This is a genomic window from Microbispora sp. H11081 (genome assembly GCF_012999535.1).
Taxonomy (GTDB): domain Bacteria; phylum Actinomycetota; class Actinomycetes; order Streptosporangiales; family Streptosporangiaceae; genus Microbispora.
On sequence record NZ_JABBWV010000008.1, the window covers coordinates 178,392 to 203,191 of the forward strand.

Sequence of the window (24,800 nt, forward strand, 5' to 3'; positions counted from 1 at the left end):
GAGGGCCAGTTGGCTTTACCGGGATGCCGGGCAAGTGCGCTGGTACGGCGCTTCGTGGATGTACTGCCGCCATTCCTCCGGTGTGAATCCACGGCCTGCGATGGCGCACACAGCACCAAGAAGATCACGCGGAAGCGCGACATCCCAGATCCGCACCGTCCGGTCGTCGCTGCCGCTGGCCAGCCGGGCACCGTCCGGGGAGAACACCACCGAGTACACCCTGCCGGTGTGGCCGGTCAGGGGCTTGCCGATCGGGGCGCCGGTGCGGGCATCCCAGATCCGCACCGTCCCGTCGTCGCCGCCGCCGCTGGCCAGCCGGGCACCGTCCGGCGAGAACACCACCGACCGCACCCTGCCGGTGTGGCCGGTCAGGGGCTTGCCGATCGGGGCGCCGGTGCGGGCATCCCAGATCCGCACCGTCCCGTCGTCGCCGCTGCCGCTGGCCAGCCGGGCACCGTCCGGGGAGAACACCACCGAGGGCACCCAGCCGGTGTGGCCGGTCAGGGGCTTGCCGATCGGGGCGCCGGTGCGGGCATCCCAGATCCGCACCGTCCGGTCGTCGCTGCCGCTGGCCAGCCGGGCACCGTCCGGGGAGAACACCACCGAGGACAGCCCGCCGGTGTGGCCGGTCAGGGGCTTGCCGATCGGGGCACCGGTGCGCGCATCCCAGATCCGCACCGTCCCATCACCGCCGCCGCTGGCCAGCCGGGCACCGTCCGGCGAGAACACCACCGACCACACCCCGCCGGTGTGGCCCGTCATGGGCTTGCCGATCGGGGCACCGGTGCGCGCATCCCAGATCCGCACCGTCCCATCACCGCCGCCGCCGCTGGCCAGCCGGGCACCGTCCGGGGAGAACACCACCGACCACACCGAGCCGGTGTGGCCGGTCAGGGGCTTGCCGATCGGGGCGCCGGTGCGGGCATCCCAGATCCGCACCGTCCGGTCGTCGCTGCCGCTGGCCAGCCGGGCACCGTCCGGGGAGAACACCACCGAGGACAGCCCGCCGGTGTGGCCGGTCAGGGGCTTGCCGATCGGGGCACCGGTGCGCGCATCCCAGATCCGCACCGTCCCATCACCGCCGCCGCTGGCCAGCCGGGCACCGTCCGGCGAGAACACCACCGAGTACACCCCGCCGGTGTGGCCGGTCAGGGGCTTGCCGATCGGGGCACCGGTGCGCGCATCCCAGATCCGCACCGTCCCATCACCGCCGCCGCCGCTGGCCAGCCGGGCACCGTCCGGGGAGAACACCACCGAGGACACCATGCCGGTATGGCCGGTCAGAATGGCGCGTTGGGGTCGGCTGAGCAAGGAGACCATACTCGCCGAGGCTTCGTCGGTCCTGTAGATCGCCCAGGCGGCGGCGGCCAGTCGTGCCGAGACCGCAGGGTCATCGGCGACTGATTCGCTGTCGCTGTAGGCGGCGGCCTCCCGGGACAGCAGTTGGGCATTCTGGCCGAGCACCAATGTGCGCTGCTGGTCGGCGTCGCGGCCGAAGCGGACCGCGGTTACCGCGGTGACGACCGCGATCAGCAGCAGCACGGCCAGCACCCCCGCCGTCGCTTGCCAACGGCGCCGGGTCCGGGTCGCGGCACGGTTGCCGGCGGTCAGGAAGGCGTCGACGACATCGGATGAACCCAGAGCCGGGTAGCGGCCGGGATCGGCCCGCCAGCGTGCGACCGCGCTCCGCGCGTCCTCCAGGCGAGACCCCCGATACATGAAGGAGGGATTGCGGCCGCGCCGATCCCACTCGCCGGCGTCCTGGAGGATCTGGCCGTGCATGATCCGGTCCGCCTGGTCCTCGGCAAGCCAGGCCCGTAGCCGTGGCCAGGCGGTCAGGAGCACGTCATGGGCGAGTTCGACCGTCCCGGCCGGTCCGGCCGCCGGGAAACCTTCCGCCGGCCTCGGCGACCGTGTCGTCGGGCTGAGCGAGGTGGTCCCCGGGGGAGAGTTCGGCTCGTCCGCTCCTGGTCCCGATGCCGAGCCCACTGCCGATCCCACTGCTGATCCCGGTGCTGGGTTCGAGGTCGGTTCCGATGCCGGATCGGTGGCGCCGGCCGATGACATGGTGGTCATGAGACGGGCGCTGGTGAAGGCCTCCACAACCTGACGGACCTGACGGACCTGAAGGTCCCGGGTGTTGTGGTCGCCGTTGGCGGATTGGCCCAGCCCGGTCAGTTCGGCCAGCGAGGCGCGCCTCCGGCTGATCTGCCCGCCGGGCCCGGTGATCGTCAAGGACAGCAGGACGCGCTGGGCGATCTGCCGCTGCGGGGGATCCAGGCGGGTGTAGGTGTCCTCGGCGGTGTCGGTGACGGCGGAGGCGACCCCGCCCGCGAGATCGTAGGCGGCGTGGGTCAACCGGGTGCCTTCGCGTTTGTCCCAGGTGCGGGCCATGGCCATCGACAGCAGCGGCAATGCGCCCACCACCCTCGATCCGCCGGTCCGGCCTGGTTCGATGGCCGCAGCGTGCAGGTGACTGACCAGGTCATTGACGATCTGCTCGGCCAGGCCGTCCTCCACCCGCAGCCCGGCGGCGGCGGCCGGGCCGGTGATGGCCCGGCGCAGTTCCTGCTCGCTCATCGGGCCCAGCACGAACGCCCGCTCCTCCAGCGCGCGGGCCAGGACCGGGTAGGCGGCGCAACGGTCGATGAAATCTCCGCGGACCGCCAGCACCACGATCCCCGCCGGGAGCCGGTCCGCCCACCCGCTGAAGCCTGACTCCCCCAGGCCCTCACCTGAACCCTCCGCAGGGTCCTGGCCCACCCCGGCCGGCGCCCCCGGCGCGGCGGAACCCGGGCGGGCGGTGAGCGCCTCCAGCGCGGCGAGGAAAGTATCAGCCTCCGCGATCTCCCCGTCCCGGCCGCTGTGGCCGGCGGAGGCCAGGGTGAACAGTTCCTCAAACTGGTCGACGACCACGATCAGCCGCCGCAGGCCCTGGTGCACCCTGGCGCGCATGCCGGGGGCGCGGCGGACCTGCTCGGCGACCAGGACCTGCCGGGCCCTCCGCACCACCGTCCCGGCCGGGTCGGCGCGTAGCTCGGCCAGCACCTGGTCGGGGTCGGCGTTGCAGCGTACCGCCAGCTGCACCGCCAACTCCTGCAACGGCCGGGCCCCGGGCGTGAAGGTGATCTGCGTCCACCCTGCCGTGCCATACGTCGCGGCCGGCGAATCCGCTGCCGATGCGCTCAATCCGGGGAGCAACCCGGCGTGCAGCAAGGATGACTTCCCGGCTCCGGATGCCCCGGTCACGATGATCGGCCCGCTGCCGGTGTGGGTGGTGACCATCGTCAGCAGGCGGGCGGTGGCCTGACCCCGGCCGTAGAAGACCGTCGTCTGGGCGGGGCCGAACGGGGCCAGCCCCTGATACGGGCAGCGACCCGCCCAGGCAGCCGATGGCTTGGCCGAGTCCATTGAGCCGTGACCTGCCGCCGGTGCCGCGCCGGGCAGGCGGACGGCCATCTCGGCCATCTGCTCGTGGAACTCCAAGAGCAGCGCGATCATCCACTGCTGCTGGGAGCGGTCGAAACGGTGCTCGGCCTCCTGCCGCGACAGGCTCCGCTGAATCTGGACGACCGCGCCGTCCAGGCCCCGCAGCAGCGGGCCGAACCCGGCCACCTGCTCGCCGAGGCCGGCGAAACCGGCCATCAGCTCCCGCAACAGCTGTGCCTGGCCGCTGGCGACGGCCTCACCGACCACGACAGCGGTCGCGTCGATCCGCGCCAGCACCAGCGCCAGCGTTCCGGCCAGCGCCTCAGCCTGCTGATCCTGGGCCGCCAGCACCTGCTCGATCCGGGCGGCGATCTCCTCCCGTATCTGCTCGGCGAAAGCCGCCGGATCATCCGCGGCCGGCCCGACGACGTCCTCGGCGTCCGGATCGGGCGCCCGCCGCCCGAGGGACCTCGCACGGGTGCGGGTGCGGGCGGCGTCCAAGGACTCGCTGATAAGGGTGGCCAGCACGTTGGCCCCGACCGAGCCCACCACGTTCAATCCGGCCGCCACCGCCGGCAGGCCCGGCTCGGCCAGCGCGATCGGGACCAGCGCGCTGGCGCACAGACCGGCCAGCATCGCCCGCGGACTGGCCCAGGCCACTCCCCGCACAGAAAGGGCGGCCGCCTGCCGATAGGTCCAGCGTCGTGCGCCGTCCTGAGCAGCGGCGATCGTCCCGTCCGCGCCCACCCCGGATTCCCCGTCGCCGTCATGTGGCGGTGGAGACGGCTGAACCTCGTCCGGTCCGCTCACCTGCTACTCCCGCGACCCTCTGGCCATCACGGCACCCCCAATCCCCGCGCCCAACCCACGCGACCGGCTGAGGTGTCGGGAGCATCCCCGGCTGTCCTGACGCCTGGCCGGTCATCGCCGGATCGGCAGATCTACAGACTTATCGGTCTCGGACCGGCGATCGCTACGACCTGTACCCGAGTGATCTCACAGGAGTTACTCATCGCGCCGCTGAGGACGCGGCATGAAAGGAGGGCCGGGGCAGGCGGTCGCGTGCCCCGAGGGAGCGTTGGGTCAGCTGTGTGGCCAGCCATAGCTCAAGCGACCGGACTGCACGGGGAGTCTGCCCTGGTCAGCCTTCCGCCCGATTTCCGGCGAGTTCTACGGGGACCCCGTACTGCTCGCACCAGGATCCGAACCTTTCCCCAGGTGCCTCGGTAGGCGACGCGGGTGTTCTCCGCGACGCCGTCGTAGCTCAGTGCGGCGGCATCGGGAGTCAGGTGCTCGCGGGGAATACCGGGAGCGGGGAGATCGTCTCCGGCGGGAAGGACCTTCCCGCGCAACACCCACTCCGTCGGTCCGGCACTCCATCCCGGCTGCCCGCTGTTGATCAGCTAGCGATAAGTGAGGTTATCGCTAGCTGATCAATATCGCACAGGCTGCCGTCATCGGCCCGCAAGATAGATTGGTCATTATGAGCGCTCAGCCTGTGGATCCCGTCGGGTTCCGTGATCCCGGTGCGGACCCGGCCGCGATCTTCGAGGCGCTGCCGCCGTCGCACCGGGTTCAGTTCCGGGCGGAGTACGACGAGGCGCTGGAAGCCGCGCACGACCTAGCCCGCTTTAAGCAGGTGCAGACGCTGTTGCGTCAGTGGCGGCTGCGTGCGATCGCCTACGCTCGCCCGGGCTATGAGGAGGCCGTCCAGGACGCCCTTCAAGAGCGTACGGAGATGTTCACTCGCTACACCCCACCGGAGTGGGAAGGCCGGGTGTGAGCTACAAGTTCGATGGCTTCCACGGACGTGCCCTATATGAGCTGAACGGTCTTCCCCAGGAGGTCCGCGATGCCCCCTCCTGGAGCGGCTCATCGAACTCCTCCGCGACCCATGAGACGCGGTCGCGGGACATCATCTGGGCCGGCTGACCTCGCGTACCGGTTGCAGCGCGGAAGCGCGGGAGCGCTGGCGCCGTCAGCCGCCGGAGGTGGGATCCTCCGCGCCCGCGCCGGGGACCGTCATGTCGTCGGGGTCGTCGAGCCAGCCGTGCGGCAGCGACACCTTGGACCGCTCGCCGCTCTTGCCCCTGGGGCCGTCGGCCGCGTCCGGCCAGGGCTGGTCCGCCTCCAGTTCCGCGACCCGCTCGGCCATCTCGGACAGCGTGGCGACCGAGGTGAGGGCACGGCGGGTCTCCGCGCCCACGACGAAGCCCTTGAGGTACCAGCCGACGTGCTTGCGGAAGTCGGCCAGCCCGTGGGGCTCGCTGCCGATGACCTCGCAGAGCAGTTCGGCGTGGCGCAGCATCATCGCGCCGACCTCCCCCAGGCGGGGACGGGCGCGCTCGGCCGAGCCGCGGAAGGCCAGGTCGAGGTCGCGGAACAGCCACGGCCTGCCCAGGCAGCCCCGGCCGATCACCACCCCGTCGCAGCCGGTCTCCGCGACCATGCGCAGCGCGTCGTCCGCGCTCCAGATGTCGCCGTTGCCGAGCACCGGGATCTCCGGAACCGCGTCCTTCAGCCGCTTGATCGCGTCCCAGTGCGCGCTGCCTCCGTAGTGCTGGCGGGCCGTGCGCGCGTGCAGCGCGACAGCGGCGAGTCCTTCCTCGACCGCGATCCTGCCCGCCTCGACGTAGGTCAGGTGGTCCTCGTCGATGCCCATGCGCATCTTCATCGTGACCGGCAGCGGCCCCGCGCCGGCCACGGCCTCACGCAGGATGGCGCGCAGCAGGTTGCGCTTGTACGGCAGGGCGGACCCCCCGCCCCTGCGGGTGACCTTGGGCACCGGGCAGCCGAAGTTGAGGTCGATGTGGTCGGCCAGGTCCTCCTCGGCGATCATCCGGGCGGCCTTGCCGATCACGGCGGGGTCGACGCCGTACAGCTGGATGCTGCGGGGCGACTCCTGCGGGCCGAACCTGATCATCTGGAACGTCAGCGGCACCCGCTCGACCAGGGCCCGAGACGTGATCATCTCGGACACGAACAGGCCGCCGCCCTGTTCCCTGCAAAGGGTGCGGAAACCGATGTTCGTGATGCCCGCCATGGGAGCGAGCACCACCGGGGGCCAGACCTCGAGCGCGCCGACTTTCACCCCTTCATTTTCCCCGCTGCGGGCTGTGAGCCGTACAAGATCGTGGACGTGGGGCTTTTGCCCCGGATAATCTGACCTGGACCAACGGTGGGGAGGTCGTCATGCTGTTGCGGCTGAGAATCGCCTTGCCGGATCGTCCGGGCTCGCTGAGCCAGGTGACCGGGGTCCTCGGGGCCGCGGGCGCCGACATCACCCAGATGACGGTGCTCGACCGGGGTGACGGCCGCGCCCTCGACGACTTCACCGTCTACTGGCCGGACTCCGCCCCTCGCGAGGACCTCGTACGGGCTCTTGAGGCCGTGGACGACGTCCGGATCGAGGGCATCTGGGGCACCAGGGAGGCGCCCGGCACCTACCCCGAGCTGGAGATCCTGAAGTTCCTCACCACGGCGGGCGACCGCGCGCTCGGCACGCTGATCGACTCGATGCCGGTGCTGTTCAGCGCAGGCTGGGCCGCGGCGGCGACCGAGAAGGTTCCGCGCGTCACCGTGTACGCGAGCTGGCGGGCCCCCGAGGACATCCCGTTCCCCGAGGAGACCCCGCCCAGGCCGACGGCCACCACGCTGCCGTGCGGACTGCACGTGATCGTCGCGCCGCTGCCGCCGCTGGCGTTGTCGCTGATGCTGGCGAGGACGGAGGGGCCGGCCTTCCACCGCAACGAGGTGCACCGGCTCACCCGGATCCTGGAGATCTTCCTGACCCTGCCCGCGATCGAGCGGGGAGCCGACCGCGCCTTCCGCAGAACGGCCGCACGGCCGTTCTGAGTACACACCGAGCGCGAAAACCCGGTACAGTAACCACGTCGCCGCGAGGCGGACGCGGAAGTGGCTCAGTGGTAGAGCATCACCTTGCCAAGGTGAGGGTCGCGGGTTCGAATCCCGTCTTCCGCTCCGAGAGGTCCCGATTCGGGTCTCGCTGTGGTGGAGTGGCCGAGAGGCGAGGCAGCGGCCTGCAAAGCCGCGTACACGGGTTCAAATCCCGTCTCCACCTCTTTTTTGCCGATCCGGTCCCGGAGTCGGCGTACGTGTCACGCGGTGCGTGGGCCTTCCGTCCCGGCCGTCGTTCTTCCTGCTGAGGCGGATCCCGCCGAGTCCATCCGCCTCCCACCCGGCGCCTGGTCCTGTACGGGCATCACCGGTGCGTTCCGCCATCCAAGGGACAAGTGGCGGTAAGGGTTCTTCTCAATGCCCCGTACCGGGCGCACACTGAAAGGGACACCATAGGCGATTGAGCGTGGAGTAGCTCGTGCACGGTCACATGCCCTCAGCGATGCCCATGTTGTCTCGCGGCAAGCATCGCAGTCCCAGCAAGGGCGCCTGCTTCATGGAGTTCGCGTCCTATCTCGCAGGTGAGCGGTGGAGCGACCATCCGTCGTGCACGCACCCACTGCTCGCCGGGCTCGCCCGGCTCGTCAACGACCACACCTCCGACGCCGCCAGGCCTCAGCTGGCCGGGCTGATCCCGTCCGTGATCGGGCTTACGGGCGACGATCCACGGCTCGAGGCGCGGATCGCCCTGTGCGCGGCCAGGGCCGCGCTGCCCGTCGTCGCGCACGAGCGCCAGCTCGCGATGGCGGTCTCGATCCTGTCGGCCGAGCACGTGCTCGCCGAGCTGGAGGGCCGTCCCGCCCGCGACCTGAGCGAGCGCAGCCGGCAGGCGCTGGCCGAGGTGCCTGACGCCGCCAGGTGGGCCTACACCTTCGGGCGCGGCGTGCGGGTCTCGCCCAAGGGCTTCCGCAGGTACGCCGCCCCCAACACCGTGCAGCTCGCGGTGCGGGGCATCGCGCAGGCGTGCGTGCCCGACCCCGATCCGCTGCTACGCGATCTGCTGGCCGACGCGATCGACGACTGCTGGGCGCTGTTGCGCCCCGCCGCCGCGACCGCCCCCGGCACCGGGTCACTGGCCGGCACCGCGACCGGCACGGACGCAGGCGCGGACACGGGCACCGGCACGGGCACCGCAGGGCCTGCTCCGGCCGCGGTCGACCCCGCGCGGTGGGCGGACGCCTGCCGCCTCACCGGCGTGTCGGCCTGACCCTTCCGGGCCACCGGCTCCCCCGGCGGGAGCCGTCAGGTCCGTGCGGCGGCGCGTGCGGAGCGCCGCGACGCCGCGATCGGCCGCAGCAGCAGGGCCTGGGCGAGCACGACCACGCAGAAGATCCCGAGCACCCAGCCCCAGCTCACGTCCGTCAGATGGTGCATGCCCCGGTAGAGCCTGGCCAGGCCGACCGACAGGGCCGCGCCCGCGCCGAGCAGCCACCACAGGGCCTTGAGGATCGTGTGGCGGTGCGTGTGCAGCGTCAGGACCAGCGCGGTGCCGCAGTAGAACGCCACGGCGGCGCTGGTGTGCCCCGACGGATAGCTCGACGTAGGCGGGGCGGGGTCGAGGTGCGGCACCTCCGGGCGGTTCCGCTGCGCGAACACGGTCGCGAGCAGGAAGATCGCCGACTGGGCGCAGACGGCGGCCACCAGGAAGATCGACTCCCGCCAGCGTCCGTAGCCGAGCCGGAAGACCACCACCATGACCGCAGTCACGGCGATGATCACGGGGGTGTCGGCGAGCGTCGAGGCCCAGTGGGTCACCTCGTTCCAGAACGAGGTGCGCTCCTGGGCGATCTCGCGGCTGATCGCCTCGTCCTGCGCGACGAGCGTCGAGTGCTCCATCACCTTGGTGATCAGCAGGCCGAGCCCGATGGTCACCAGCGCCATCAGCGCGAGCGGGAGCAGGATCCGCCGTCCCGTCTCCGCGGCGACCCCGCGCCCGGGCCCGGAGGACGATCCCCGCCCCTCGCGGGCCTGACGTTCACGAACCGTGGCCAAGTCGTCCTCCCTCTGGGGTGATCTCCCTCTTCGCCTCAGGGCCGACGCCCTCGCGTAACGGCTGGGCCGGGCGTCGGCCCGCGTCCCGGCGCCATGTCTCGAACGCCGCGGCCGTGGCGGCCACCACGGCCACGCCGAACACCAGGCCGCCCACCACGTCGCTCAGCCAGTGCACGCCCAGCGCGATCCGGCTGAAGCCCACCGCCAGCGGGATCAGCACGGCGAACGTCCAGGCGACCGCGCGCCCCCGCTCCCGTACGAGGGGCAGGACGAGCAGCAGCAGGATCCCGGCCCCGAGCGTCGCGTTGACCGTGTGCCCTGACGGGAACGACGCGCCGGGAGCGATGGCGACGGGGTCGGGCAGGCTGGGCCGGGCCCGCGCGACGACGACCTTCAGGGCGAGGCCGAGCAGGCCGCCGACGGTGATCGTGGTAGCCGCCCACAGGGCCAGGCGGTACGCACGGCGCCACACCAGCCAGGCGACCACGGCGCCGACCACGATCCGCCACGTCAGCGGCGCGAACACGTCGCTGACCAGTCCCATCAGCCGGGCGAAGCCCGGGTTGGCGACCGCGTAGGCGTGCAGGTTCCGCGCGGCGCTCTCGTCGATCTCGGTGAGTGGGGCGAAGGACGTCTTGACGAAGACCAGCAGCACGGTGAACGGCACCCCGATGAGCGCCACCGCCGCCGTCGCCACCGCCAGCCGCAGACCGAGTCCCTGCCGGGCGTCGAGCCGCCCGCCTTGCCGCCTCATCGGCCGCTCCCCACGGGCCGGCGCTCGTACGACGCAGCGGGGGCGGGGCCGGGGTCGGGTTCCGCCGGTTCGCCGCACCCCGCGCGGCACGCCTCCAACTGCGCGGAGAAGGCGAGGCCGAGGAACAGCGCCATCGAGCTGAGGAACGACCACAGCAGCAACGCCATGACCGCCGTGAGCGGGCCGTACGTCGCGCCGAAGGTGTGGTTGCCTGCGGTGTAGAGCGCGAGCAGCCAGGTGAGCAGCGTCCACAGCAGCACGGCGACCGTGGCCCCGACCGCGAGCCAGGTGTGGCCCGGCTGCCGGCGTCTCGGCGAGGCGCGGAACAGCACCGAGATCGACGCGACGGCGAGCAGGAAGCCGATCGGCCACCGCAGCCAGCCCCACAGCCGCTCGGTCGCGCCGCTCCAGCCGTAGGCGTGCGCCGCGGCCTCGCCGACCGCGCCGCCCCCGACCAGGATGACGAACCCGACGCTCATGAGGAGGCCCGCCGTGACGGCCATCAGCAGCGCCCTGCCGTACTTGGCCGCGAATGGGCGGTCACGCTCGATGCCGTAGATGCGGTTGGCCCCGCGTTCGAACTGGGCCATGGCGGTGGTCAGCGACACCACCGCGGTCAGCAGGCCGAGCCACAGGGCCAGCCTCCCTCCGGCGCCAGAGGCCTGGTGGGTGCGGGTGAGCGTCTCCTGGATCACCCGCGACCCCGCGCCGGGAGCGAGCCGCCGGAGGGTGAGCTCCAGGAGCCGGCCGAGCCGTTCCTGGTGCAGCACCGAGCTCAGGCCCACGACGGCGATCGTTCCCGGGATGATCGCAAGGCAGGTCTGGAACGCGAGCGCGCGGGCGTTGCTCACGCCCTCGCCGTATCTGAACCGGACGTACGCGTCACGGATGAGGTGCCAGCCGCCGTACCTGCGCATGGCGGCGTAGGCGTCGTCGGCCGACAGCTCGTCGCCGCTCATGCGCCTGGTCTCCGGCACCGGGGTCGCGGTTCCCATGTCAGTCCCTCACAAGTCCGGGGTGGGAGCCGCCGGAGGCCGGGTCGCGGGCCGGTCTCCGGCGGTTCCCGCCGGCCCGCCGACTACCCCGGCCACCACGTTTGGAACGCCGGGCCCACCGGAAATACCCCGGCCCCGGCGCCGGCTCTCCCGTGACACGCCGGAGGGCCGGCCCTTCCGGGCCGGCCCTCCATGTCCGTCTGCGGTGTCCGTCTGCGGTGTCCGTCTGCCGGGTCCGCCTGTCGCGGGAGCCCCTGTTCCCCGCCTCCTGGTGTCAGAGGACGGCGCAGCCGACGCGTACGGGAACCTTGGCCGACCAGCGGCCGGAGACGACGTCCTGCGCCTGGGCGTAGGCGTTGGCCGGCTTGCCCCCGAAGGCGCAGTCGAACACGCCGGTCTTCTTGCCGAAGCTCCCGGCGACGTACCCGCTGTGCGCGCTCGCGGTCACGGTGCCGCTCCAGTAGAGCTTGCCGCTGGTGTAGCGGATGAAGAGCCTGACCTTGCCGTGGTTGAAGTGGTCGCCGTTGATCTTGATGCGCGGGATGTCGTCGACGGAGGTGCTGGTGGAGGTGCCGTCGCCGTTGTCCACCGGCGGCACGGTGTAACGGGTGACCCACAGCCTGGCCGAGACCCTGCGGTCGGCCGCCTTGCCGTTGTCGGCCTTGGCCTGCGCGCGGACGGCAGGGGTGACGCAGACGTCGTCGCCGGTGAACGCCTCGCGCCACACGTAGCCGGTCTTGCAGGTGTGCGGGCCGAACGCGCCGGAGGTCCAGCGGGACGCCCTGGCGGCGTTGTCGGCGAGGGTCTGCGTGCGGGTCGCGGAGGTGACGCAGACGCGGTCGCTGGGGCGGGCCTCGCGCCAGACGTAGCCCTCGACGCAGGTGTCCGGGCCGTAGTCGCCGCTGGCGGAGGCGGGTCCTGCCATGAGAGTGACGGGGGCGGTGACGGCCAGACCGGAGATCGCGGCGGCGGCCAGACCGAGGAGGGTGCGCTTCATGACTGTCTCCTGGAAGTGCGGTGAGGGTGTTTCCGGTCTGGCCGTCGCCGCCGGGGTGTGCACCTCAGTGATAGGCCCGCCCGCCTGCACGCCCCTTGACAGCGGCTTACCGCGCCGCTGCAAGCCGTCCGCAAGCCCGGCGCCGCCCCCGCCGCCGGCCGTGCCGTGGCGTCAGATCCGGGCCCCGCGAGAGGCCGCCCGCATGCCGAGTCCGTCGATGATGACGGTGGTCAGCGCGTCGTCGGGCCGGGCGCCAGGGCGGCACACGGCCACGCTGAGCAGACCGACGACCTCGCGCGGCGTGATGTCGTCGCGGACGGCGCCCTCCCGCTGGGCTCCCGCGGCCAGGTCTTCGAGCATGGCGTCGAGGTCGTGTACGAGCGGACCCAGCTCAGGATGGGCCTCGGCGCCGTCCGACAGCGACTTGGTCAGGGCCAGTGGCAGGTCGGCGCCGCACCGGACGCACGCCAGCAGCGCGTCCCACCGGCTCACCGGGCGGGCGGCGTGGTCCCGCGCGGCCTCGAGCAGGGTCCGCAGCGCGCCGGCCGCGATCTCCTCCAGCAACGCCTGCCGGTCCGGGAAGTGGCGGTAGAGCGTGCCCACGCCGAGCCCGGCCGCCTGCGCGATCTCCTCCATCGAGGCCTCCGGGCCCCGGGCCGTGAACAGGTCGACGGCCGCGTCCACGATGAGCGCGCGGTTGCGCCGGGCGTCGGCTCGCACAGGTCTCCTCCAACCGGAATCCGAGATTCACCTTATTGTAGGGTGCGTATCCGGAACCGGAATTTCCGCTTCAGATTTGGGGGCACGATGAAACTCGGAGTGGCTGCCGGAGGGATCGGCCTGAGCCTGGACGAGCTGATCGGGCAGGTACGCGAGGCGGCCGAGGCCGGCCTCGACAGCGCCTACTTCAACCAGGTCCTGTCGTGGGACGCCGTCCAGCTCGCGGCGCTCGCCGCCCGCGAGGTGCCCGGCATCGCCGTCGGCACGGCGGTGACCCAGACCTACCCGAGACATCCGCTGGCGCTCGCCGGGCAGGCGCTCACCACCCAGGCGGCCAGCGGCAACCGCTTCACGCTCGGCATCGGGCCGAGCCACAAGCCGCTCATCGAGACTCACTTCGGCCTGTCGTACGACCGACCGGCCCGGCACGTCCGCGAATACCTGTCCGCACTGGTGCCGCTGCTGCGGGGCGAGCAGGTCGACTACCACGGGGAGACTCTGACCGCGGCGGGGCGGGTCGAGGTGCCCGGCGCCGAGCCGCCGCCGGTCCTGCTGGCCGCCCTCGGGCCGGTCATGCTGCGGATGGCCGGCGAACTCGCCGACGGCGCGGTGACCGTCTGGACCGGCCCGGAGACGATCGCCGACCATGTGACGCCTGCGGTCACCCGCGCCGCCGCGGCCGCCGGACGGCCGCGGCCGCGCGTCGTCGCCGGTGTGATCGTGAGCGTGACCGCGGACCCCGAGGGCGTACGGCGGCGGGTCGCGGAGTCCCTGGGACCCGCCGGCGACCTGCCCAGCTACCGGGCGATCCTGGACCGCCAGGGCAGGTCGGGGGTGGAGGAGACGGTCGTGGCCGGGGACGAGTCGGCGGTCGAGCGCGCCGTGCGGGCCTATGCCGAGGCGGGCGCGACCGAACTCGTGGTGAGCCCCTTCGGAGACGCGCGAGAGCGGGCGCGGACCCTCGGCCTCCTGGCCGCGCTGCGCGGGCGGCGCGACGGCGCTCAGTAGGACTGGAGCTCCAGCAGGTTGCCGTCGGGGTCGCGCAGGTGGGCGGTGCGGCAGGTCGGCCCCCATTCGGGCCGGGCGCTCGGCGGCGCCACGACCCGGCCGCCGCAGGCGGCCCCCACGGCGGCGGCCCGGTCGACGTCGTCCACGGTCAGGACCAGCATCGTCCCGTCGCGTCCGCCGCCGAGGTCCACGCCGGTGACCTTCGCGAGCATCTCGCGGTCGAGCAGGGCCAGCACCGCCTCCGCGTCCCGGTCCCAGTTGGCGTACGGCCCCGCCTCCGTGCCCTTGGCGAGGCGCGCGCCCGCCACCTCGGTGAGCAGGCCGTCGTAGAAGCGGAAGCACTCGGCGAACCGGGAGGCGAGCACGCGAGGGTAGAGAGCGTCCATGAAGAATCCTTGGTAAGTACCAACTATTGGTCGTGCCCTATCCTGCTCTCGTGAGCGACGAGCCGCAACTTCCCCCGTCCCTGCTCGGGATCACCGCGTTCCTGGTCTCGAAGGTGGGCATCGCCGGGCGACGCCGCATGGGCGACCGGCTGCGCGGACACGGCATCGGCCTGTGGGACCTGGCCGTGCTGGCCGCGCTGCGCGACTTCGGCCCGGCGTCCCAGCGCGACCTCGGCGCCCGGCTGGGCATCGACCCCAGCGACCTCGTGGCGGTGATGGACACGCTCGTGCCGCTCGGCCTCGTGGAGCGCGAGCGCGACCCCCGGGACCGGCGGCGATACCGGGTCGCCGTCAGCTCGCAGGGCCTGGCCACGCTGGAGACGGCCCTGCGCGAGGCGGGCGAGGTGCGCGACGACCTGCTGGCCGCGCTCGACGAGGACGAGCGGGCGACCCTGCACGCGCTGCTCCGCAAGGCGTACGCGGGGCTGGAGCCGCGAGCACGGGCCTGAGACGCCTCCGGCGGCGTCGAGGAGCGCTCCATAGCGCGCGGAGCCGTCCGTAGCGCGCGAAGCGGTCTCAGCCGGAGGTGAGCCAGACGTAGCCGGCGAAGCGCCCGGTGCGCTGCTCGCGGCGATAGGAGTAGAGATCGGCCGTCTCGATCGTGCAGCGGTCGTCGTGCCGGACGTCGGCCACGCCGGCCCGGGCGAGCTGGGCCGCGATCCCGGCCCTGATGTCGAGCGCGGGCGTGCCGTGCCGGGTCCGCGACCACGTCTCCGGCACGCGGGCGGCGACGCGCTCGCGCAGGTCCTCCGGCACCTCGTAGCACAGCCCGCAGGCCGACGGCCCGATCACCGCGACCATCCGCTCCGGCTCGGCCCCCCGCGCCGCCATCGCCTCGACCAGGGCGGGCACCACGCCCGCCTCCGTGCCCGGCCGCCCCGAGTGCGCGCCGCCGACGAGACCGGCCTCCGGGTCGGCAACAAGCACGGGCGCGCAGTCGGCGACCAGGACCGCCAGGCCGAGCCCGGGACGGCCGGTGAACACCCCGTCCAGCGCGGGCGGCTCCCCTCCAAACGGCTCTTCCCCGAACGGCTCCTCCACGTAGGCGACGCCGGTCCCGTGGACCTGGCGCATGAACACCACCTGGTCGAGCCCGAACTCAACGGCCGTCTTCGCCCGGTTCTCGGCGACCGCCGCCGGGTCGTCCCCCACGGCCCCGCCGAGGTTGCGCGTGCCGTACGGCCCGGCGCTCACGCCGCCGTGCCGGTCGGTGAAGGCCATCCGTGTCCGGCCGATCGCAATCACCCGATTAGCGTACGGCCTGGGAAAGGAGCGTGACATGCGCGCGGTGGTGTACGAGGAGTTCGGCGGGCGGGCCGAGGTGCGCGAGGTGGCGGACCCGGTGGCGCCCCCGGACGGCGTGGTGATCAGGGTCGAGGCGACCGGGATGTGCCGCAGCGACTGGCACGGATGGATGGGCCACGACGCGGACATCACCGTGCTGCCCCACGTGCCGGGGCACGAACTGGCGGGCGTGGTGCACGCGGCCGGCCCTGGGGTGAGCCGCTGGCGGCCGGGCGACCGGGTGATGGTGCCGTTCATCTGCGCCTGCGGGACCTGCCGGGAGTGCACGACCGGCGACCAGCAGGTGTGCGAGCGCCAGACGCAGCCCGGTTTCACCCACTGGGGATCGTTCGCGGAACTGGTGGCGATCGACCACGCCGACGTGAACCTCGTGCGGCTGCCGGACGGCATGGCGTTCGCCACGGCGGCGAGCCTCGGCTGCCGTTTCGCGACCGCGTTCAGGGCCGTCATCGAGCAGGGGCGGGTGCGGGCGGGCCAGTGGCTCGCCGTGCACGGCTGCGGCGGGGTCGGGCTGTCGGCCGTGATGATCGGCGCCGCCGTGGGGGCGCGGGTCGTCGCCGTGGACGTGTCGCCCGCCGCGCTCGACCTGGCCGGGCGGTTCGGCGCGGCCGAGTGCGTCCTGGCCGGCGAGGGCGACACTCCCGAGGAGGTCGCCGCGCGGGTGAGGGCGGCCACCGGGGGCGGCGGCGCCGACGTCTCCCTCGACGCGCTGGGCGACCCCGCCACCTGCGCCGCGTCGATCGGCGGCCTGCGCAGGCGGGGCCGCCACGTGCAGGTGGGCCTGCTCCCCGGGCACACCTCCCTGCCGATGGGCCGGGTGATCGCGCACGAACTGGAGATCCTGGGCAGCCACGGCATGGCCGCCCACGCCTATCCCCCGATGCTGGAGCTGATCGCGGCGGGCGTGCTCCGCCCCGACCTGCTGGTCACCCGCACCATCGGCCTGGAGGACGCGCCGGACGCGCTGACCCGGCCGGGCGCGCATCCGGGCGTCACCATGATCATCCCTGGCGGGTGAGCGACGCGTAAAGCTCGTGGGTGCGCTCGGCGATCCGCCGCCAGGAGAAGTGCTCGATCGCCCGCACCCGCCCGGCCTCGCCCATCGCGGCGGCCAGGCGCGGATCGCCGAGCAGCGCGTTCACCCGCTCGGCCAGCGCCGCGGCGAACGCCTCCGGGTCGTGCGGCTCGCCGTCCACGCCCTGGTCGATGGGGACGAGCAGGCCCGTCTCGCCGTCGGCGACGACCTCGGGGATGCCTCCTGTCGCGGTCGCCACGACGGCGGTCTCGCACGCCATCGCCTCCAGGTTCACGATGCCCATCGGCTCGTACACCGACGGGCACACGAACACGGTGGCGTGCGTGAGGATCTGGATCACCTCCGGCCTGGGCAGCATCTCGGAGATCCACACCACGCCCTTGCGGGCCGCCGACAGCTCGCGCACGAGCGCCGTGACCTCCTCGGCGATCTCCGGCGTGTCGGGCGCGCCCGCGCACAGCACGAGCTGCGCCGCCGGGTCGAACGAGCGGGCCGCGTGGAGCAGGTGCACCAGGCCCTTCTGCCGGGTGATCCGCCCCACGAAGACGACGTACGGCACGGCCGGGTCGATGCCGTGCCGCACCAGCGCCTCGGTGCCCCTGGACGGCGCGTACTCCTCGGTGTCGATGCCGTTGTGGATCACCCGTACCCGCTCGGCGGCGATCTCGGGGTAGGCCGTGAGCACGTCGCGGCGCATGCCCTCGGACACCGCGACGATCGCGTCGGCCGACTCGAGCGCGGTGCGCTCCGCCCACGACGACAGCGTGTAGCCGCCGCCGAGCTGCTCGGCCTTCCACGGCCGCAGCGGCTCCAGGCTGTGCGTGGTGGCCACGTGCGGCACGCCGTACAGCATCTTGGCGACATGGCCGGCGAAGTTGGCGTACCAGGTGTGGCTGTGCACGACGTCGGCGCCCTCGCACCCCGCGGCCATCTCGACGTCGACGCCGAGCACCTGCAGTGCGGCGTTCGCGCCGGACAGCCCCTCCGGGACCGCGTACGCACGCACCCCTGGCTCGTCGCGCGGCGCGCCGAAGCAGCGGACGCGCACGTCGGCCAGGCCGCGAAGCTCCCGGGCGAGGTACTCGACATGGACTCCGGCGCCGCCGTACACCTCGGGCGGATACTCACGGCTCAGCAGATCGACGCGCATACGAGTGAGCTTAGAGTCCCCGATCCGCACCGTTTGCCGGTGTCCCTGGTGTTTGTTAGCCATTTCGCGGGTTAAGGTCCTGCCTATGAAGGTCCTGGCGATCGTGCTCGCTGGTGGTGAGGGCAAGCGGCTGATGCCGCTGACGGCGGACCGGGCGAAGCCCGCCGTCCCCTTCGGGGGCATCTACCGGCTCATCGACTTCGTGTTGTCCAACCTGGCCAACGCGCACTACTGGCAGATCGTGGTGCTGACGCAGTACAAGAACCACAGCCTGGACCGGCACATCTCCCGGACGTGGCGGCTGTCGTCGATGCTCGGCAACTACGTGACCCCCGTGCCCGCGCAGCAGCGGCTCGGACCGCGCTGGTTCGCCGGATCGGCCGACGCGCTCTTCCAGAACCTGAACCTGATCTACGACGAGATGCCCGACCACGTGATCGTCTTCGGCGCGGACCACATCTACCGGATGGATCCCCGCCAGATGGTCGACCAGCACATCGACTCGGGCGCGGACGTGACGGTCGCGGCGATCCGCCAGCCGCTCGAACTGGCCGACCAGTTCGGGGTCATCGAGGCCGACGCCTCGGGCCGCCGGATCGCCGCGTTCCGCGAGAAGCCGAAGGACGCGGTGGGGCTGCCCGACGCGCCCGACCAGATCTTCGCCTCGATGGGCAACTACGTCTTCAGGACGCAGGCTCTGATCGAGGCCCTGCGCGAGGACGCACTCGACCCCAGCAGCAGGCACGACCTGGGCGGCGACATCATCCCGAAGTTCGTCAAGAGCGGCGGCGCCGAGGTGTACGACTTCGCGGACAACGTGGTGCCGGGCTCCAACGAGCGCGACCGGGGCTACTGGCGCGACGTGGGGACGCTGGACGCCTACTACGAGGCCAACATGGACCTCATCTCGGTGCAGCCGGTCTTCAACCTCTACAACGACCGGTGGCCGATCTACACGGGCAACGATCCGCTGCCGCCGGCGAAGTTCGTGCACAACGAGGGCGACCGGGTGGGGCACGCCCTGGAGTCGCTCGTGTCCCCCGGGGTCATCGTGTCGGGCGGCACCGCGTTGCGCTCGATCCTGTCGCCCGGTGTGGTGCTGCACTCCCACTCGCACGTCGAGGACTCGGTGCTGATGGGCTCGGTCAAGGTCGGCAGGGGCGCGATCGTCCGAAAGGCCATCATCGACAAGAACGTGGTGATCCCCGACGGCGCCAGGATCGGCTTCGACCTGGACTACGACCGCCAGCGGTTCGCGGTGACCCGCAGCGGTGTCGTGGTCATCGGGAAGAACGAGATCGTCGACCGCTGATGCCCCCGGGCGAGGGGGCGTTCACCGGCCGTTGATCCGCCACATGGGCTCGACCACGGTCCACTGCGCCTCCCACACCCTGCGGGCCCTGCGCTGGTTTACCAGGCGGGTGCAGGTGACCAGCAGCGCGAGGACCGCGGCGGCGGCCAGCGGCACGCCCGTGCCGACGGTCAGCGCGGCGACCACCGTGGTCTCCCGATCCTGCGGCCTGGGCGCGATCACGCCCGTGCCGTCGGTCCAGATGCGCACCGTCTCGCCCGCCCGCCTGCCGGGCGAGACCTCGATGACCCCGGCTCTCGCCGTGCCGTCGGGTGCCACCCAGGCCGCCTGGGCGTGCCCGAGCGCCGCTCCGGCCACCGACAGCCGGGGCGCCGTCACGTCGCCCGACAGCGTGGCGACGACCTGATGCCGGTCGCGCGCCTGCTGTGCCTCGGTCCGCAGGCCGTTGCCGTACTCGCGGATGCCCAGCATCACGCCGAACACGATCGCGACCACGACTCCCAGCACCGCGGCAAGCCGAACCACCGCTTCGACCCGGTCGCACCGGCGCCGAAGCGGATTCCTGTCAAGTCCCAGCCAGCGGGCGAGCCTGGCGAATAGATTCTGCGACATCTCACACCTCACAGGGTCATTACCACTGCGAGTCCCGTTTATGCCTATTTTGCATCCCAAGAGAATCCAGGGGAACGCCCCTCCCGATATGCCCGGACACCTTCGGCCAATTCGCCGCTCTCCCGCGCCTCTCGCTGCCAGGCACGCACCTCGGCCTCCCCTGCCCCGCCGTCGATCACCCGCTTGGCGGCCGTCAGCGTGAGCCTGGACCTGCCGGCGATCGTGGCCGCCAGGCCGTACACCCGCTCGCGCAGTTCCTCCGGTGGGCACACCTCGTCGACGAGGCGGGCACGCAAGGCGTGATCTGCGGTGATGAGGTCGGCCGAGAAGAGCAGGAGCTTCGCCGTGGCGGGGCCGGCGATCTCGGCGAGCCGCCGGGTGGAGCTGAGCGGGTAGACGACTCCCAGCTTGGCCGGGGTGACGCCGAAGAGCGCCCCCGCCGCCGCGATGCGCAGATCGCACGCGAGCGCGAGCTGGCATCCGCCGCCGACGCAGTAGCCCTCGATCATCGCGATCGCGGGCTTGGGAAAGGTCATCAGCGCCCGCTCCGCGGCGACGGTGAGACCCGTGTCGTCGTCGTTATCCCTAAGTTCATGAATTTCCGAAATATCGGCACCAGAGCAGAAAGTTCGCCCGGCACCGGTAAGGACCAGTACACGAATCTTCGAATCCCTCGCGAGGTCCGCCAGAATTCCCGGCAGGCCACGCCACATGGCGGCCGTCAGGGCGTTGCGCTTGGCGGGCCGGTCGAAGGTGAGGGTGGCGACGTGCTCTTCGACGGTCAGGCCGAACCCGTCCATGACTTCCATTCCTCGATTGTGCAGGCCGTCCGCCCGGCTTCTCCGGCAGGACTCCCGTCGCCGATGGCATAATCGCCGCGCAACGGGATGATCCCGTACGCATGACCCCAAGGAGTCGCTGGGTGTTCGGGATCCTCCGGCCGTGTGCCCGCCACTCCTGCCCGTCCGTCCGCGAAGCCTGGCGCGCGCACCTGTGCGGGCTGTGCCTGACGTTGCGGGACCGGCACGGGCAGCTGGCCCGCATGGCGACCAACTACGACGGCCTCGTCCTGTCCGTGCTGACCGAGGCCCAGTCGGGGAAACGGGCGGGAGTCGGGCCAGGCCGGCGGACCGCGGGGCCCTGCGCGCTGCGCGGCTTCCGGCCGGCGGAGGTGGTGCGGTCGGACGACCCGGGCGCCCGCCTGGCCGCCGTGGTCTCCCTGGCCCTCGCCGCCGGGAAGATCCGCGACCACGCGTCCGACGGCGACGGGATCGCGGCCCGGCGGGTGACCGGCGTCCCGCTGCGCGCGACGGCCGCCGCCTGGGCCTCCGCCGCCCGGCGCGGCGCGGCGCCGATCGGCTTCGACACGGCCGTCCTGACCGAGGTCTCCGCCCGCCAGGCACTGCTTGAGGCGTCTCCAGGGCGCGCCCTGCTCGACGTCACCGAGCCCACCGAGACCGCCGTGGCCGCCGCCTTCGCGCACACGGCCGTGCTGGCCGGCCGGCCGGGCAACGCCGAGAGCCTGCGCGAGGCCGGGCGCTTCTTCGGCCGGATCGCGCACGTGATCGACGCGGTGGAGGACCTCGACGACGACCGGGCGCGCGGGGCGTACAACCCTCTCGACGCGACCGGCACCTCCCCCGCGCAGGCGCGGAGCGTGTGCGAGGAGGCGCTGCACGGGCTGCGCCTCGCCGTACGCGACCTCGACCTGGAGGAGCGGCACCTGGTCGAGACGCTGCTGTGCGGCGAGACCCGGCGTGCCGTCGACCGGGCGTTCGGTACGCGCGCCCACGACGGCGCCTGCGCCACCCGCCGCGCGCCGTCCGCCGAGTCCGCCCCGCCCGACGAGCCGCCAGGACCGCCCGGGCACCCGCCGGGCATGTCCCCGGGGATCGTGCCGGCGGCCGCGGCCGGAGCGGCGATCTTCCTGACCTGCGGGCTCTATCGCCCGCCGTGGAGCACCTACAGGAACGCGCCGTGGCACGACCGCTGCTTCTGCGACCGGTGCGACTGCTGCCCCGACTGCTCATCCTGCTGCGACGGCTGCTCGGGATGCTGCGACGGCTGCTCGGCGTGTTCCAACTGCTGCTCCGGCGATGGCTGCTGCTCCGGCGATGGCTGCTGCTCGGGCGATGGCTGCTGTTGCTGCCCGGACGGCTGCTGCTGCGACTGCGGCTCCTGAGCCCCCCAACCCCCGTGATCTTGTAGTTTGTCGCACGCATACCCTCTGAGCTGCGCATCTCCTTGTGGTGATCATGCACTCCCGACGGGCATCGGTGGCCTGAGCTGCGCTTATCGCCTCCGTGATCTTGCAATTGCAAGATCACGGAGGATGAATGCCCTGGTGGCCGGCCTTTCCGCCGATTCTGTGCATGATCACGGACTATGAATGAGCTGCTCGGCGGGGGTTCGTGCGACAAACTACAAGATCACCACGGGTCCTTCGGAGATCGGCGGTATGGTCGGCGCATGGGAAGATCACGGCCTCCCTTCCGCCGGCTCACCCCCGCCGAGCGGCTGCTGTGGGACGCCTACCCCACCGGCGCCTGGGCCGACCTGCGCCAGGGCCGGGAGACGGACTCCTCGTCCGGCGGCTCGTGGCCCCGCTCCCGGGTGGTCCGCGCCGAGGTGATCACCGCTCTGGCGCTCGACCGGGGCGCGGGCGGGACGGCCTCGGTGCCGGGCGTACGGCTCGCCGGAGCCCGGATCGTCGGCGACCTCGACCTGTCCGACGCCACGATCGAGACGAAGGTCCACCTGCTCGACTGCCACCTCGCGGGAACGGTCTCGCTCTCCGACGCCAGGACCAGGGGCGTGCGGCTGCGACGCTGCGACGTCCTCCACTTCCGCGCCAGCCGGGCCACGGTCGACGGGCTCCTCGACCTCGACGGATCGGTCGTGCACGCGGGCGTGCGCCTCGACAACGCCCACGTGACCGGGCAGCTCCGGCTCTCCGGCGCCCGGCTGGGCACCCCTGGCGCCATGCCGTACCGGACGCAGGCGCCCCCGTGGGAGCAGGGCGGCTGGACCGGGCCGGAGGGATCGAAGGAGCCGCGGACCTGGGAGTCGGTCGCGCTGTGGGCCGGCGGGCTCGTGGTGGACGGCAGCGCCTTCCTGCGCGACCTGCGGGCCACCGGCGGGCTGCGGCTGATCGGCGCGCGCTTCTCCAGCGGCCTCTACCTTGAGGGCGCCGTCGTGACGGCGCACGGCGCCCCCGCCGTGTACGCCGATCACCTGCAGGCCGCCGCGGCCGAACTCGGCGCGGGCTTCACCGCCGACGGCACCGTGCGGCTGCGCGGCGCGCGGATCGGCGGGGTCCTGTCGTTCCACGGCGCGGTGCTGCGGGCGCCCGGCCGGGTGCTGCACCTGAGCCACATGCAGGCCGACGAGGTCATCCTGCTGCCCGAGTCGATCGAGGGCGAGGTCAACCTCGGCTACTCCCGGCTGGGCGTGCTGTTCGACCGCCCGGAGAGTTACCCGGGCGACGTACGGCTCAACGGGCTGGCGTACGAGTCGCTGCGCGGGCCCGCGACCCTGGCCGACCGGCTCTCCTGGCTGCGGCGCGACCCCGGAGGCTACCTGCCCCAGCCGTACGAGCAGTTGGCGGCGTACTGCCGGCGCATCGGGCACGAGCCGGACGCCCGCCGGGTGCTGCTGGCCAGGCAGCGGGCGCGGCGGCGGACGCTGCGGCTGCCCGGCCGGCTGTGGGGCCGCCTGCTCGACGGGCTCGTCGGGTACGGTTACCGGCCCTGGCTCGCGGGGCTGTGGGCCGCGCTGCTCCTCGCGACGGGCACGGTGGTCTTCACGCGCTGGCCGCCGCACCAGATCGGACTGGACGAGTCGCGCCGTTTCGACGCGTTCGTCTACACGCTCGACCTGCTCGTGCCGGTGAGCGTGTTCGAGCAGCGGGGCGCCTGGGAGCCGTCCGGATGGACCCAGTGGCTGGCGAACGGGCTGGTCGCGGCGGGATGGATCCTCGCCACCGCGCTCATCGCGGGCGCGAGCAGGCTCCTGCGCCCGCCCAGCGCCCCCTGAGCAGGGGGCAGGCGCGGGTCACCGGGCCGGTAACTCCAGGCGCAGGCGGGGCAGGCTCTCCGGATACTTCTCGCGGACGAACGTCACCAGGTGCTCGCGGATGTCGCAGCGCAGGTCGAAGGCGCTCGCCGAGTCCGCCGCGCTCATCAGGGCGCGCAGCTCGACCAGCCCGCCCGGGGTGATGTCGGTGACCTGGAGCGTCCAGTCCTTCTGGTCCCACAGCGGGTTGCCGCGCAGCGCCCGGTAGAGCTCGGCGCGGACCTCCTCGACCGGAATCGACCAGTCCACGCGGAGGTACACGCTGCCGAGGATGCGGCTCTCGTGCCGCGTCCAGTTCTCGAAGGGGTTGGCGGTGAAGTAGGACACCGGCAGGATGAGCCGCCGCTCGTCCCACAGGCGCAGCGCCACGTAGGTGAGCGTCAGCTCCTCGATGCGGCCCCACTCGTCCTCCACCACGACCACGTCGTCGAGCCGCAGCGCGTCGCTGAAGGCCAGTTGCAGCCCGGCCAGCAGGTTGCCGAGCGTGGACTGGGCCGCGATGCCGCCCACCACCCCGGCGATCCCCGCGGAGGCGAGCAGCCCCGCGCCCAGCGCCCGCACCTGCGGGAACGTGAACAGCATCGCCCCCAGGGCGAGCACCACGACGACCGCCGCCGACACCCGCCGCACCAGCGCGATTTGGGTGCGGATGCGCCGGGCGCGGCGGTTGCGCTCGCCCTCGATCCGCGTGAGCCGGTCGAGGACGACGTCGGTGACCGCGTACGCCGCCTGGATCAGCAGCCAGGTCACGCAGCCGATCAGCAGCAGCGAGAGCACCTGCTGGAAGCCGTGCGAGTCCGACCCCGGCATGTCCGGGTCGTACACCGCCTTGACCGTGCCGGTCACCGCCGAGGCGAAGCCCGGCCAGGTGCAGCGGCGGGTGACCGGCCGGGCGAGCGCCCACCGCTCCCCCACGAGACGCGATCTCAGCACCCGCCTGACCAGTTCCACCGAGACGACCGCCGTGGTCACGGCGACCGCCAAGGTCGCCCAGTTCCACGCTGCCGCTGTGACGGCGCCCCCTGTCGTCGTCATGGGGTTCCCTTTGCCCT

At 72.5% G+C, this 24,800-nt stretch carries 22 protein-coding genes and 2 tRNA genes; 11 read left to right on the forward strand and 13 right to left on the reverse strand.

Features of this window, described 5'->3' with window-relative positions; translation table 11 throughout:
* Positions 1-15 precede the first annotated feature (15 nt).
* Positions 16-4,239, reverse strand: coding sequence for a hypothetical protein (locus HHX31_RS35775; RefSeq protein WP_169950108.1), 4,224 nt, complete (start codon positions 4,237-4,239; stop codon positions 16-18).
* Between the two features lie 673 nt (positions 4,240-4,912).
* On the opposite strand from HHX31_RS35775, the gene HHX31_RS21465 reads away from it, so the two are divergent.
* Positions 4,913-5,212 carry a DUF6247 family protein gene (locus HHX31_RS21465; RefSeq protein WP_169950109.1) on the forward strand — a complete coding sequence of 100 codons (300 nt, stop codon included), beginning with the start codon at positions 4,913-4,915 and terminating at the stop codon, positions 5,210-5,212.
* 195 nt (positions 5,213-5,407) lie between these two features.
* On the opposite strand, the gene dusB is transcribed toward HHX31_RS21465, so the two are convergent.
* Positions 5,408-6,520: a tRNA dihydrouridine synthase DusB gene (dusB, locus tag HHX31_RS21470; protein WP_311932147.1), complete on the reverse strand. Its 1,113-nt coding sequence runs from the start codon at positions 6,518-6,520 to the stop codon at positions 5,408-5,410.
* Positions 6,521-6,621: 101 nt separating this feature from the next.
* On the opposite strand from dusB, the gene HHX31_RS21475 reads away from it, so the two are divergent.
* From HHX31_RS21475 to HHX31_RS21490, 4 genes are all read left to right on the forward strand, one after another.
* The gene (locus HHX31_RS21475) at positions 6,622-7,284 is read left to right on the forward strand and encodes an ACT domain-containing protein (RefSeq protein ID WP_169950110.1); all 663 of its coding nucleotides are present in this window, start codon (positions 6,622-6,624) and stop codon (positions 7,282-7,284) included.
* Between the two features lie 54 nt (positions 7,285-7,338).
* Positions 7,339-7,410, forward strand: a tRNA-Gly gene (locus HHX31_RS21480).
* 29 nt (positions 7,411-7,439) lie between these two features.
* Positions 7,440-7,510: transfer RNA gene (locus tag HHX31_RS21485), tRNA-Cys, on the forward strand.
* A gap of 279 nt (positions 7,511-7,789) precedes the next feature.
* Positions 7,790-8,554, forward strand: coding sequence for a hypothetical protein (locus tag HHX31_RS21490; RefSeq protein ID WP_211590119.1), 765 nt, complete (start codon positions 7,790-7,792; stop codon positions 8,552-8,554).
* A gap of 35 nt (positions 8,555-8,589) precedes the next feature.
* Here HHX31_RS21490 and HHX31_RS21495 read toward each other — a convergent pair whose 3' ends face one another.
* From HHX31_RS21495 to HHX31_RS21515, 5 genes are all read right to left on the reverse strand, one after another.
* Positions 8,590-9,339 carry a phosphatase PAP2 family protein gene (locus HHX31_RS21495; RefSeq protein ID WP_169950111.1) on the reverse strand — a complete coding sequence of 250 codons (750 nt, stop codon included), beginning with the start codon at positions 9,337-9,339 and terminating at the stop codon, positions 8,590-8,592.
* Positions 9,323-10,093: a phosphatase PAP2 family protein gene (locus tag HHX31_RS21500; protein WP_169950112.1), complete on the reverse strand. Its 771-nt coding sequence runs from the start codon at positions 10,091-10,093 to the stop codon at positions 9,323-9,325. Before HHX31_RS21500 ends, HHX31_RS21495 begins: the two co-directional genes overlap by 17 nt.
* Positions 10,090-11,088 carry a YihY/virulence factor BrkB family protein gene (locus HHX31_RS21505; protein ID WP_169950113.1) on the reverse strand — a complete coding sequence of 333 codons (999 nt, stop codon included), beginning with the start codon at positions 11,086-11,088 and terminating at the stop codon, positions 10,090-10,092. Before HHX31_RS21505 ends, HHX31_RS21500 begins: the two co-directional genes overlap by 4 nt.
* Positions 11,089-11,362: 274 nt before the next feature.
* Positions 11,363-12,085, reverse strand: coding sequence for a hypothetical protein (locus tag HHX31_RS21510; RefSeq protein ID WP_169950114.1), 723 nt, complete (start codon positions 12,083-12,085; stop codon positions 11,363-11,365).
* Between the two features lie 171 nt (positions 12,086-12,256).
* Entirely contained in the window at positions 12,257-12,805 is a 549-nt protein-coding gene (locus HHX31_RS21515; RefSeq protein ID WP_169950115.1) for a TetR/AcrR family transcriptional regulator, read from the reverse strand.
* A 99-nt stretch (positions 12,806-12,904) separates the two neighbouring features.
* Here HHX31_RS21515 and HHX31_RS21520 point away from each other — a divergent pair, with 99 nt between their 5' ends.
* Positions 12,905-13,813 carry a TIGR03564 family F420-dependent LLM class oxidoreductase gene (locus HHX31_RS21520; protein ID WP_311932148.1) on the forward strand — a complete coding sequence of 303 codons (909 nt, stop codon included), beginning with the start codon at positions 12,905-12,907 and terminating at the stop codon, positions 13,811-13,813.
* On the opposite strand, the gene HHX31_RS21525 is transcribed toward HHX31_RS21520, so the two are convergent.
* Entirely contained in the window at positions 13,807-14,199 is a 393-nt protein-coding gene (locus HHX31_RS21525; RefSeq protein WP_169950117.1) for a VOC family protein, read from the reverse strand. The two genes, HHX31_RS21520 and HHX31_RS21525, sit on opposite strands and share 7 nt — an antisense overlap.
* 50 nt (positions 14,200-14,249) lie before the next feature.
* On the opposite strand from HHX31_RS21525, the gene HHX31_RS21530 reads away from it, so the two are divergent.
* Positions 14,250-14,708, forward strand: a complete 459-nt coding sequence (locus HHX31_RS21530; RefSeq protein ID WP_211590121.1) for a MarR family winged helix-turn-helix transcriptional regulator — start codon at positions 14,250-14,252, stop codon at positions 14,706-14,708.
* Positions 14,709-14,775: 67 nt separating this feature from the next.
* On the opposite strand, the gene pgeF is transcribed toward HHX31_RS21530, so the two are convergent.
* Positions 14,776-15,480 (reverse strand): peptidoglycan editing factor PgeF, encoded by a 705-nt coding sequence (pgeF, locus tag HHX31_RS21535; protein WP_169950203.1) that lies wholly within the window; start codon positions 15,478-15,480, stop codon positions 14,776-14,778.
* 58 nt (positions 15,481-15,538) lie between these two features.
* Between pgeF and HHX31_RS21540 the strand changes: the two genes are divergently transcribed.
* A complete protein-coding gene (locus tag HHX31_RS21540; protein ID WP_169950118.1) occupies positions 15,539-16,582 on the forward strand; it encodes a zinc-dependent alcohol dehydrogenase family protein in 1,044 nt (347 codons plus the stop codon).
* Here HHX31_RS21540 and glgA read toward each other — a convergent pair.
* Positions 16,566-17,750: a glycogen synthase gene (glgA, locus tag HHX31_RS21545; RefSeq protein WP_169950119.1), complete on the reverse strand. Its 1,185-nt coding sequence runs from the start codon at positions 17,748-17,750 to the stop codon at positions 16,566-16,568. The genes HHX31_RS21540 and glgA overlap by 17 nt on opposite strands.
* A 4-nt stretch (positions 17,751-17,754) precedes the next feature.
* On the opposite strand from glgA, the gene glgC reads away from it, so the two are divergent.
* Entirely contained in the window at positions 17,755-19,062 is a 1,308-nt protein-coding gene (gene glgC / locus HHX31_RS21550) for a glucose-1-phosphate adenylyltransferase (RefSeq protein WP_311932149.1), read from the forward strand.
* A 21-nt stretch (positions 19,063-19,083) separates the two neighbouring features.
* Here the strand turns inward: glgC and HHX31_RS21555 are convergent, their stop codons facing one another.
* Both HHX31_RS21555 and HHX31_RS21560 read right to left on the reverse strand, forming a co-directional pair.
* On the reverse strand, positions 19,084-19,674 hold the full coding sequence (locus tag HHX31_RS21555; protein ID WP_169950121.1) for a hypothetical protein: 591 nt from the start codon (positions 19,672-19,674) through the stop codon (positions 19,084-19,086).
* A 44-nt stretch (positions 19,675-19,718) separates the two neighbouring features.
* A complete protein-coding gene (locus tag HHX31_RS21560) occupies positions 19,719-20,483 on the reverse strand; it encodes an enoyl-CoA hydratase/isomerase family protein (RefSeq protein WP_169950122.1) in 765 nt (254 codons plus the stop codon).
* Between the two features lie 113 nt (positions 20,484-20,596).
* On the opposite strand from HHX31_RS21560, the gene HHX31_RS21565 reads away from it, so the two are divergent.
* Complete coding sequence (locus HHX31_RS21565; RefSeq protein WP_169950123.1) at positions 20,597-21,856, forward strand: DUF5685 family protein; 1,260 nt, start codon at positions 20,597-20,599, stop codon at positions 21,854-21,856.
* Positions 21,857-22,143: 287 nt separating this feature from the next.
* Positions 22,144-23,709 (forward strand): oxidoreductase, encoded by a 1,566-nt coding sequence (locus HHX31_RS21570; protein ID WP_169950124.1) that lies wholly within the window; start codon positions 22,144-22,146, stop codon positions 23,707-23,709.
* A gap of 18 nt (positions 23,710-23,727) precedes the next feature.
* Here HHX31_RS21570 and HHX31_RS21575 read toward each other — a convergent pair whose 3' ends face one another.
* Complete coding sequence (locus HHX31_RS21575; protein ID WP_169950125.1) at positions 23,728-24,783, reverse strand: mechanosensitive ion channel family protein; 1,056 nt, start codon at positions 24,781-24,783, stop codon at positions 23,728-23,730.
* Between the last annotated feature and the right edge of the window lie 17 nt (positions 24,784-24,800).

What these genes read in the sequence shown, in the direction of transcription:
- HHX31_RS21560 (WP_169950122.1), bottom strand. Translation starts at nt 20,483, where the DNA reads ATGGAAGTCATGGACGGGTTCGGCCTGACCGTCGAAGAGCACGTCGCC.
- glgA (WP_169950119.1), bottom strand. Translation starts at nt 17,750, where the DNA reads ATGCGCGTCGATCTGCTGAGCCGTGAGTATCCGCCCGAGGTGTACGGC.
- HHX31_RS21500 (WP_169950112.1), bottom strand. Translation starts at nt 10,093, where the DNA reads ATGAGGCGGCAAGGCGGGCGGCTCGACGCCCGGCAGGGACTCGGTCTG.
- HHX31_RS21555 (WP_169950121.1), bottom strand. Translation starts at nt 19,674, where the DNA reads ATGTCGCAGAATCTATTCGCCAGGCTCGCCCGCTGGCTGGGACTTGAC.
- HHX31_RS21490 (WP_211590119.1), top strand. Translation starts at nt 7,790, where the DNA reads ATGCCCATGTTGTCTCGCGGCAAGCATCGCAGTCCCAGCAAGGGCGCC.
- HHX31_RS21575 (WP_169950125.1), bottom strand. Translation starts at nt 24,783, where the DNA reads ATGACGACGACAGGGGGCGCCGTCACAGCGGCAGCGTGGAACTGGGCG.
- HHX31_RS21505 (WP_169950113.1), bottom strand. Translation starts at nt 11,088, where the DNA reads ATGGGAACCGCGACCCCGGTGCCGGAGACCAGGCGCATGAGCGGCGAC.
- HHX31_RS21510 (WP_169950114.1), bottom strand. Translation starts at nt 12,085, where the DNA reads ATGAAGCGCACCCTCCTCGGTCTGGCCGCCGCCGCGATCTCCGGTCTG.
- HHX31_RS21525 (WP_169950117.1), bottom strand. Translation starts at nt 14,199, where the DNA reads ATGGACGCTCTCTACCCTCGCGTGCTCGCCTCCCGGTTCGCCGAGTGC.
- pgeF (WP_169950203.1), bottom strand. Translation starts at nt 15,480, where the DNA reads ATGGCCTTCACCGACCGGCACGGCGGCGTGAGCGCCGGGCCGTACGGC.
- HHX31_RS21475 (WP_169950110.1), top strand. Translation starts at nt 6,622, where the DNA reads ATGCTGTTGCGGCTGAGAATCGCCTTGCCGGATCGTCCGGGCTCGCTG.
- HHX31_RS21465 (WP_169950109.1), top strand. Translation starts at nt 4,913, where the DNA reads ATGAGCGCTCAGCCTGTGGATCCCGTCGGGTTCCGTGATCCCGGTGCG.
- HHX31_RS21570 (WP_169950124.1), top strand. Translation starts at nt 22,144, where the DNA reads ATGGGAAGATCACGGCCTCCCTTCCGCCGGCTCACCCCCGCCGAGCGG.
- HHX31_RS21540 (WP_169950118.1), top strand. Translation starts at nt 15,539, where the DNA reads ATGCGCGCGGTGGTGTACGAGGAGTTCGGCGGGCGGGCCGAGGTGCGC.